Source organism: Streptomyces tyrfis (assembly GCF_037034285.1).
In the GTDB taxonomy this organism is placed as follows: domain Bacteria; phylum Actinomycetota; class Actinomycetes; order Streptomycetales; family Streptomycetaceae; genus Streptomyces.
On sequence record NZ_JBAGJZ010000144.1, the window covers coordinates 1 to 259 of the forward strand.

Genomic DNA, 259 nt, shown 5'->3' on the forward strand with positions numbered 1-259 from the left:
TGTAGGCGAAGGACATGCGAAAGGTCCGGCGTAGAGGGTAAGACCCCCGTAGCTGAAACATTGACGGCTCGTTTGGAAGATACCCAAGTAGCACGGGGCCCGAGAAATCCCGTGTGAATCTGGCGGGACCACCCGCTAAGCCTAAATATTCCCTGGTGACCGATAGCGGATAGTACCGTGAGGGAATGGTGAAAAGTACCGCGGGAGCGGAGTGAAATAGTACCTGAAACCGTGTGCCTACAAGCCGTGGGAGCGTCGC

At 56.4% G+C, this 259-nt stretch carries 1 rRNA gene; it reads left to right on the forward strand.

Annotated elements, in window-relative coordinates:
* A 23S ribosomal RNA gene (locus tag WA762_RS35590) occupies nucleotides 1-259 on the forward strand; the annotation flags it as partial.